7 protein-coding genes are annotated in these 9008 nt (G+C 45.4%); 6 read left to right on the forward strand and 1 reads right to left on the reverse strand.

The window, feature by feature from the left end; genetic code table 11:
* Positions 1 to 98: 98 nt before the first annotated feature.
* From VSQ61_RS21130 to VSQ61_RS21150, 5 genes are read left to right on the forward strand one after another with little or no spacing between them, the layout of a single operon-like run.
* Entirely contained in the window at positions 99 to 1349 is a 1251-nt protein-coding gene (locus VSQ61_RS21130; protein WP_334346327.1) for a tetratricopeptide repeat protein, read from the forward strand.
* 34 nt (positions 1350 to 1383) lie between these two features.
* The gene (locus VSQ61_RS21135; RefSeq protein ID WP_334346328.1) at positions 1384 to 2808 is read left to right on the forward strand and encodes an MBOAT family O-acyltransferase; all 1425 of its coding nucleotides are present in this window, start codon (positions 1384 to 1386) and stop codon (positions 2806 to 2808) included.
* Between the two features lie 23 nt (positions 2809 to 2831).
* Positions 2832 to 3815, forward strand: coding sequence for a hypothetical protein (locus VSQ61_RS21140; RefSeq protein ID WP_334346329.1), 984 nt, complete (start codon positions 2832 to 2834; stop codon positions 3813 to 3815).
* Positions 3816 to 3864: 49 nt separating this feature from the next.
* Positions 3865 to 5055 carry an acyltransferase family protein gene (locus tag VSQ61_RS21145; protein WP_334346330.1) on the forward strand — a complete coding sequence of 397 codons (1191 nt, stop codon included), beginning with the start codon at positions 3865 to 3867 and terminating at the stop codon, positions 5053 to 5055.
* A gap of 11 nt (positions 5056 to 5066) precedes the next feature.
* A complete protein-coding gene (locus tag VSQ61_RS21150) occupies positions 5067 to 5990 on the forward strand; it encodes an acyltransferase family protein (protein ID WP_334346331.1) in 924 nt (307 codons plus the stop codon).
* Here the strand turns inward: VSQ61_RS21150 and VSQ61_RS21155 are convergent.
* Positions 5958 to 7124 (reverse strand): CDP-glycerol glycerophosphotransferase family protein, encoded by a 1167-nt coding sequence (locus VSQ61_RS21155; RefSeq protein WP_334346332.1) that lies wholly within the window; start codon positions 7122 to 7124, stop codon positions 5958 to 5960. The two genes, VSQ61_RS21150 and VSQ61_RS21155, sit on opposite strands and share 33 nt — an antisense overlap.
* A gap of 262 nt (positions 7125 to 7386) precedes the next feature.
* On the opposite strand from VSQ61_RS21155, the gene rho reads away from it, so the two are divergent.
* Positions 7387 to 8784 carry a transcription termination factor Rho gene (gene rho, locus VSQ61_RS21160; protein ID WP_334346333.1) on the forward strand — a complete coding sequence of 466 codons (1398 nt, stop codon included), beginning with the start codon at positions 7387 to 7389 and terminating at the stop codon, positions 8782 to 8784.
* Positions 8785 to 9008 lie beyond the last annotated feature (224 nt).

Below are 9008 nucleotides of genomic sequence, written 5' to 3' on the forward strand. Positions count from 1 at the left end.
AATCAATTTACAGACGCATGCATCTGCGGCTGGGAATTGATTTAGATGGGGGTGTATTGATGGGATATTACGGAACTTAGAATAGGAGGAATGTAATTATGGGAAAATGCTACAGTGATGAAGTGGAGCAGGCACTTCGGTACATCTATTACGATCTGCGTGCAGGAAAGGGAGCGGAAGGCTTTGCTATTCTTGAGAAAGCTTCCGCAGCAGGAGACGGGGACGCTTCCTGTGTACTGGCCCGGTGCTATTGCGGAACTCAGTATGTGTGGAGCGGGCACGATTTTCCGGAGGATGACGATAAGGCTACGGAACTGATCCATAAATCAGTGGAACAGGGCAGCGGAATCGGCATTCTGGTGGCAATGCGTACCGGAGAGCTGACACCCTCTTTAGAGAAGAAGATGGGCTTTGGAAGTCTTCAGGAGGCGTTTGACAGTGTTCTTGAAAAAGCGGAGCTTGGAGATGCTTTCAGCCAGTATACGGCAGCAAATGCTTATTTCTGGTGGGATTTCCTGCGGATTCAGGGAAAGGGACGGGAATCTTTTTCCACAGACGGGGAATTTAAAGCCTATTTAAGGGAAAATATATCAAAATGTGAGGACTTGTTCCAAAAGGCATTCAAAGGCGGCATGTATTTTGCGGCCAACAATCTGAACAAGTATTATTCTGAGGGGGATGAGGATCTAATTGCACCCCGTCCGGAGCTTGCCCGAGACCTCTTTAAGACCGGAGCAGAGAGAGGATTTCCGATTCATCAGTGGATTTATGCGGATGAACTGTATGACGCCAAAAGATATGAAGAAGCCCTCCACTGGTACAAGCTGGCAGCAGAGGGCGGTCAGTTGGAATGCTGGTTCCGGATTGGGCTTATATATGAGGAAGGTTATGGTGTAGCAAAGGATGCTGCTTATGCGGCACAGTGCTATGAGAACGGATTAAAGCAGAAAAAGGACAGCGGTAAACGGATCGGCTGTGCAAACCGCCTGGGAGCCTTGTACTATGAAGGCAATGGTGTTGAGAAGGACTATGCGAAAGCTTTCCAGCTTTTGAAATATGGATATGATCATGACACAACATGGGGCGTCTGCTATCTTGGAAAATGCTATTTCCGGGGCTGGGGAACTCAGCAGGATTATGTAAAGGCAAGGGAATTCCTGGAGAAAGTGGACTGGACGAACCGTGAGGCATTCTATATGCTTGGCGTTATCTACGGACAGGGCCTGGGCGTTCCGGAGGATATTAAGAAAGGCGTAGAATATCTGCAAAAGGCCGGCGACAATGAGGAGGCTAAGAAAGAGCTTCTGAAATACAAAAAGACGCTCTTTGGCAAATGGGTACGCCGTTAGGATAGTGCATTAGAGGATTACTGAGGAATTGTTTATGGCATCAAATATCATGCTGACCCTCTTGTTCCTTGGGGTGGTGCTGGCAGTTTACTATCTGGCGCCATCCCGGATGAGATGGGGAGTCCTGCTGGCGGCAAGCCTGATCTTTTATGCAAGCGCATCCCATTGGATGCTGCTGCTTGCAGGAGGATCGGCCTGCTGGTCCTGGTTTGCAGGAATGAAGATAGAAAAGTCTGAAATGGGAAAAGAAAAGAGAGGCTGGCTGCTTTTAGGCATCCTGCCTCTTCTTGGTGTTCTTTTTCTCTTTAAATATTTTAATTTTTTCAGTGCTTCTTTCTGCTCCCTGCTTGAGCTGGCAGGACTTTCGGCAGATCCGCTGGTGCTGAAACTGCTACTGCCTCTGGGGATATCTTATTACACCTTTAAAATGATCAGTTATGAAGCGGATATCTATATGGGAAAGCGGGAATGCGAGCCTCATATGGGATATTATCTGACCTATGTGCTGTTTTTCCCTCAGATTCTCTCAGGGCCTATTGAACGGTCAGAGAGTTTGCTTAATCAGTTTCATCAGGGATTAAGCTATGACGGGGAGCTTTTTGAAGAAGGGCTTAAGAGAATCATATTAGGACTCTTTAAGAAAATGGTAATTGCCAATCGGTTAAGCAGTTATGTGGATGCCGTTTTTGCAGCGCCGGGGAACTATCCGGGGCTGGCGGCTGTGCTGGCGGCATTTTTTTATTCTTTTCAGCTCTATTGTGATTTTTCCGGATATTCGGACATTGCCATTGGTATGGGGAATCTCTTGGGGCTCCGCAGTATGCAGAATTTCCGTTGTCCCTATTTTGCGGGCAATATCCGGGAATTTTGGAGCCGATGGCATATTTCCCTGTCAGGCTGGCTTAGGGATTATGTGTATATTCCCCTGGGAGGAGGCCGTGTCTCCTGGGCCAAAAGAGGCCGAAATCTGCTTCTGACATTTTTGGCAAGCGGTCTATGGCATGGGGACAATTGGACTTTTGTGGTGTGGGGAGGAATCCATGGAGTGTGGAACCTGTGCAGTCCAAAGAGGAAGAAAGATACGGTTAATCTGCCGGGCAGGCTGTGGGGGACGCTGGCAACATTTTTGGGAGTTACCCTTGCATGGGTATTTTTCCGGGCGGAAAGCATATCGGGGGCCTTTTTCTATTTGGGACATGCGGTGAGGGGATTTTCTCTGTCCTTTTCGGACATTCAAAATTCTATTCTGCCCTTTACGGGGGATAATACTTGTGCTGCGTATTTTTTGACAGCCTGTTTCTTTTTACTGCTTCTTTTTCTCTATGAATGGGGGCAGGTTTACGGAAAAGGAAAGGATAAAGACTTTTCTCTCTCTTATTTCTGGCTGGCTGTCATGGGAATAAGCGTGGCATTGTTTGGTGTGTTTGGTGTTTCAGGATTTTTGTATGCGCAGTTTTAGAGTAATATAGGGGTATTGTAAGAATGTTGCGGAACTTAAAACATATGGGAAGCGTTTTGGCAGGTGTGCTGCTGGCAGTGCTTCTGCTGACAGGAATAAAAAATGAATATGCCCGGCTTCTGCCCGTATCCTCCTATGGAATGCAGGCGGCTATCCAAAAAAAAACCGTGGATCATCTGTTTATTGGTTCCTCTATGTTCCGGCAGGGGCTTTCTATTGATGTGCTGGAGGAGGAATTGGAGGGAAGCGTCTATATTCTTTCCTACAATGGCAATCAGCCGGCATTTATGGCGATGGAGCTTGACTATATGCTGAAAGAGGGATTGGAGGTTGGGAACCTCTATGTGGATCTATATCCCTATACGGCTGCTGCGGCACCCTGGATCAGTGATACGAAGATTTTGCTGGATACGGATTTAAAATTTAAGGTAGATGCCTGGAAGCTGATGTCAGCCAATAATGATACAAAATTCCTGGATTTTTATGAATTGTTTGTTACAGCCAATAATGAGCAGCTCTTGACCTATCCCATTCACAATCATCTGGTATCTGCACAGTTTCGAAATGGAGGAAACATTCTGACACCTGGGGGACAGACAAAGGAGCATTTGGACTCTTTAGGGATGCTTGGAGGCCGTGACGGAATACAGGAGGCACAGATAGAGGGCTATGAGAAGCTTTTGAAGCTTGCAAAAGACCATGGAATTAAGGTACACTTTATAGAAACGCCGAAATATGAGCGCATGTATGGGGATTCTGATTATATGGAATTGTATGAGGAGTGTGTGAAAAAGGTTCGGGAACTGGCAGGAGAGCCTGACTTGGTGTCCGGGGAAGATAGAGGGGAAAGGGAAACGGACGCAAAGAGTCCGGACATTATCCTGACGGAAGAATTGGGGTTTGACTTCAGTGATCCGGACTGTTTTCAGGATTTGATTCATTTATCAGCGGAAGGCCGGACGCTTTATACAAGGCTCTTGTGTGAAAGATTGGAAGAGCTTCAATAAGAATACGACTGTCAAAAACAATTGCAGGACAGGGGAAAGGGCAGGCAATATGGAGAAAGCAAGGGACGGATCAAGGGAAAAGCTGGATTACATTGATGGATTAAAGGGCATTGGCGCTTTGATGGTGTATCTATGCCATTTTGTTTTTGCTTTCTATTATGCGGCCTACACACTGCTCCCGGAGCATGTGAATACAAAGACGGCCATCGAGCTTTGGATAGGGAAAACGCCCTTAAACTTTTTTTATAATGGAAATGGGGCGGTGTGCCTTTTTCTGGTGTTCAGCGGATTTGTACTCTGCCTGTCTTATTTTCGGACAAGGGATCGGGCGAAGCTTCGGGCCGGGGCTTTCAAGCGGTATTTTCGGTTGATGCCCGTGATTTTGGCAGTGAATATCCTGATTTTTATTTTGATGTGTCTTGGCCTATATCAGAATAATGAGACAGCGGTATTTACCAAATCCATACCGTGGTTTCAGGGGTTTAATCAGTTTGAGCCAAGCTTTTTAAGAATGCTTTATGAAAGCCTCCTTGGCTGCTTTGTAAGGGGCAGCAATGATTATAACGGCGTTCTCTGGACGATTCCCTATCTGTTCTGGGGGGCTTTGCTTGTATATCTGGCCGCATATTTGGTGGGGGAAAACCGGCTGCGCTATATAACCTATGGTGTGATGATTCTTGTGTCCTTAAGAACAGATATTTATTTTTCCGGAATCTTTCTGGGCTTTGTGCTTTGTGATTTTTATACTACTCAGAAAAGGGTGATTCGAGCGTATCGGCGGTTTCAGGCGCTCCCTCTGCTGGTGTTCCTGCTGGGGATTTATCTGACCTCCTATCCGTCCATTGGCACAGAGCTGCCCGGAACTGTCTATGGGATTTTGCCGGCTGCCTACACGGTGATTTATCATATTGCCGGGGCGGTTCTTTTGACAGCCGGGGTGCTTGGGTGTGACTGGCTGCAGGGGTTTTTCTCCGGAAAGGTTTTTGTATATCTTGGGAAAATATCTTATTCTCTCTACCTGGTGCATTTTCCGGTGATTGCCGTATTTTCCTGCTGGTTTTTCCTGAAGCTTCAGGGGAAAATGGCATATGGCCTGACAGTGGGGATTGATTTTATATTGACAACCTTGCTGATTCTGGCCCTTTCAGCACTGAGCAATCGGTATCTGGAGCCGGTAGGGGTATGGATGGAGAAAGGCATTGAAAGACGCCTGAACCAAAAGAAGCCTGATCCCTTATGAGGAGGTGCAAGATGGAAAAACAGAGGATTCTTTGGATGGATATAGCCAAGGCGCTGGGGATTCTTATTGTGTTGATTGTTCATGGAGGGATTAGCCTGGGGCCAGTGACATTTCTTGGGGGAATGTTTTATATGCCGGTCTTTTTTGTGCTGGCAGGCATGACCTTTACCTGGAAAGAGGAAGAAGGGTTCGGAACCTTTGTAAAGAAGAAGGCACGCCGCCTGTTGGTGCCCTATTTCGGATATAATTTATTCCTGTTTCTGTTCTTTTTTATAAAGGACAGCCTATTGGCGGGAAGGGTTTCTTCCGAATCTGTATTCCCGCTTGTGGGAATCTTGTATTCCAGAAACTGTCTCTTTGAGATGGATGCGGTCCACAATTTATATTTTATGCAGATATTGAATGCACCTACGTGGTTTTTAACAGGGTTATTTGTGAGCCTTATTATTTTTTGGGGATTGATGAAGCTGGCAAAAGGGGAGCTTTGCAAACTCTATATTGTGAATGGAGGCGTACTGCTTTTTGCAGTGCTGGTACATTATTTCTGCCCGATTCTTTTACCCTGGAGCATCGATTGTGCATTGTATTCAGTCTCCTTTCTGGGGTTCGGAAAAGTGTTAAAAGAGCATCATTTGGTGGAAGAGCTTTATAAAAAGCCGCTTGTGCTCTTACTTTTGGCAGCGGCTTTTGTATCTCTGTCTTTTGTAAATGGCAGTGTAAATATGTCTGTGGCAGAGTACGGCAGTTCTATGGTACTGTATCTGATAGTCGGGTGTCTGGGGTCTTTGCTCTGCCTGGAACTGTCGCTGCTTCTGGAAAAACATACACGGTTTGTTTCTAAAGCATGTGTATGGCTGGGCAGACATACTGTGCCTGTGCTGTGCCTGCATTTATTTGTGTATTCAGTGGTTGGAAAGCTTCTGGGAATGCTCTAGAATGATGTCCACAACGGCCTCTGATGCATGCCCGCCTTCATAAAACTGCATCCAGTCGCAAAAAGTCCTGCATCCTTGTTTGTATTTTTCTTCATCAAAGATCTCTATATTTTTCATAAGCTCTTCATTAGAGAAGGCCAGAGGAAGCGGCAGTTCTTTCAGATCGTAGTAGTAGCCCCGTTCCTGCTTTGCATCCTCGTAATCTTCAATATAGAGAAAGCCGGGGCGTTCAATCATCACAAAGTCGGTTACACAGCCGGAGTAGTCGCTGATAATCACATCTGAAGCGGCCAGAAGATCCTGCATATTTCCGTAGGCACTGGTATTCAGAATGCGGTCTGTGTAGTTCAGAGGGTAATTTTGGCGGTCAATATTTGGATGCAGGCACACCAGTACAGCCCATTTTCCGCCAAAGCGTTTTCCAAGAGAGACCAAAAGCTGTTCATAATCCAGTTTATACATATCTGTCCGGCGGCTTTCCCGGAAGGTAGGGGCGTAAACCACGAACTTTATATCTTTGGGAAGCTTAAAGTAATTCTGTACTTTTTCCCGGCAGAGAGTCAGATCTTCAAAGTAAGCATCATACTTTGGGAGTCCCTTTTCCAAAATAGGGCCGTCATACCAGAAGGCATTTCGAAAGCAATTGCTCTGCCATTTGCAGGAGGAAAGCATAAGATCAATGTGTTTGGAATCAATTTTCGCATAGGCTACATATTCTTTGCTCAGCAGTTCTTCGCAGTCCTTTTCTATCTTTTTCGGCCCCGGTCCGCCGTGGCAGGTCTGTACATAGAATTGGCCGGGCCGTTTTTTGAAATAATATAATTTACGGGTATTATCCACCCAAGCTACGGCAGTTGCCATATGCCAGACAAAAAGTATGGTATTTGGCCGCACAGGAAGTACGCCTTTGGGCAGCTCATAATCAGAGGCGGAAGTCCAGTAAAGCTTCCAGTTCAACTGCCGCCTTAAAAGTTCTTCGGCAATATATTTTGGATTATCCCCATAGACACCGCCATTAAAATTGCTGAATATTACCTTCTTTTTATCCAGAGGAACCAGGGTGAAAATATTCCAGCAGAATTTCAGCAGTGTGCGGTGAAGCCAAAGATATAGGGGGAGTATGAGCTTTTTCATAGAAAACAGGTGCCTCCTTGTATATATATTGCCCCCATTTTAGCATTTTTGGGTTAAAATGTGAAGTATGAAAAAATAACCCTTTGATTTTGAGGGAAAATGTGTTATATTCAAGATGTCATCATTTGACGACATTGGAATATCGTATTTCAGCATCAGATTCGCCAAAAGCTTCTGGCGGTTATTCCCAAGACAAATATTCAGGTTTTATATAAATACACGATTAGAAGAATAGACAAGACGAAAAAAGAGGAGGACTAGCATGACAAAAGAGCAATATGAATCCCTTCCGCTTACAGAGCTTAAGGAGATTGCAAAGGCGAGAAGTTTGAAGGGGACTTCTACCATGAAAAAAGGTGATTTGATTCAGTTAATGCTGGAGAAGGATGCAGAAATGAAGCCGCGGAAGATACCGGAGAAAGCACCGGAACGAGTGGTAGAGCGTACAGAAAAAGCGATAGAAAGAACTGCCGAGCGCATGCGGGAGCGTGCACCAGAGCGGGTAGGGGCGTCTCAGGATATATCCCAGTTAGACAGCGGCCAGGTAGCCAATGGGATTTTGGAGGTCCTTGCGGATGGATATGGGTTTATTCGGAGTGCTAATTATCTTCCGGGTGAAAACGATATTTATATTAATCCTGCTATGATCCGCAGATATAATTTGAAAACAGGTGATATTCTCTGCGGAAATGTGAAGGTTCGTGCCCAGACGGAGAAGTTCGCAGCCCTTTTATACCTAAAGTCGGTGAATGGATATCGACCGGAGGATGCAGCAAGAAGACGTAACTTTGAAGAACTGACGCCGATTTTTCCGAATTCACGAATCTATTTGGAACGTCCGGGCGGGAGCATGGCGATGCGGATTGTAGATCTCATTTCGCCTATCGGCAAGGGACAGAGAGGTATGATTGTATCACCGCCAAAAGCTGGTAAGACAACCCTTTTGAAGGATGTGGCAAAATCAATTACAAAAAATCATCCAGATATGCGTCTGATCATACTTTTGATAGACGAACGTCCTGAAGAGGTTACAGATATTAAAGAAGCAATTGAAGGGCCAAATGTAGAGGTGATTTATTCTACATTTGATGAGCTGCCAGAGCATCACAAGCGTGTATCAGAGATGGTTATAGAGCGTGCAAAGCGTCTGGTAGAGCATAAAAAGGATGTGGTGGTTCTTCTTGATAGTATTACAAGGCTGGCAAGAGCTTATAATCTTACAGTGCCGCCAAGTGGACGTACATTATCTGGCGGTTTAGATCCGGCGGCCTTGCATATGCCTAAGCGTTTCTTTGGAGCAGCCCGTAATATGCGTGAAGGGGGCAGCTTGACGATTCTTGCAACGGCCTTGGTGGAGACTGGCAGTAAGATGGATGATGTGATTTATGAGGAATTTAAAGGAACTGGTAATATGGAATTGGTACTGAACCGCAAGCTTCAGGAAAAGAGAGTATTTCCGGCTATTGATATTCCTAAATCAGGAACCAGGCGGGAGGATCTGCTGCTGACTACAGAGGAACTGGAAGCAATGGATATTGTAAGAAAGGGACTGAATGGTTTAAAAGTAGACGAGGCAGTAGAGAATATACTGAATATGTTTGCACGTACCAGGTATAATGGAGAGTTTGTACAGACTGTTAAGAAGACAAAGATGGTGTAAGTAATTGCTTTGTTCTATTTAAGTATACGAAGTTTAAGGATGTCAGGATATCTTGACATCCTTAACTCGCCGAGCAAAATGTAAAATTTTCGCAGATTGGAAGATCATGGCTAAAATCCTCCCAGTTATAGTAGTTGTGCCGCCATTTCTCTTTTCGGGTTCATAATGGTTGTTCTCCGACAGTCATTCCTGATCTAAAAACCGGAGACGTCTGGCAAGATAGT

The sequence above is a fragment of the Candidatus Merdisoma sp. JLR.KK006 genome, from assembly GCF_036941035.1.
Taxonomy (GTDB): domain Bacteria; phylum Bacillota; class Clostridia; order Lachnospirales; family Lachnospiraceae; genus Laedolimicola.

Coding starts and splice junctions, on each gene's coding strand:
- VSQ61_RS21130 (WP_334346327.1), top strand. CDS start 99: ATGGGAAAATGCTACAGTGATGAAGTGGAGCAGGCACTTCGGTACATC.
- VSQ61_RS21150 (WP_334346331.1), top strand. CDS start 5,067: ATGGAAAAACAGAGGATTCTTTGGATGGATATAGCCAAGGCGCTGGGG.
- VSQ61_RS21155 (WP_334346332.1), bottom strand. CDS start 7,124: ATGAAAAAGCTCATACTCCCCCTATATCTTTGGCTTCACCGCACACTG.
- rho (WP_334346333.1), top strand. CDS start 7,387: ATGACAAAAGAGCAATATGAATCCCTTCCGCTTACAGAGCTTAAGGAG.
- VSQ61_RS21135 (WP_334346328.1), top strand. CDS start 1,384: ATGGCATCAAATATCATGCTGACCCTCTTGTTCCTTGGGGTGGTGCTG.
- VSQ61_RS21145 (WP_334346330.1), top strand. CDS start 3,865: ATGGAGAAAGCAAGGGACGGATCAAGGGAAAAGCTGGATTACATTGAT.
- VSQ61_RS21140 (WP_334346329.1), top strand. CDS start 2,832: ATGTTGCGGAACTTAAAACATATGGGAAGCGTTTTGGCAGGTGTGCTG.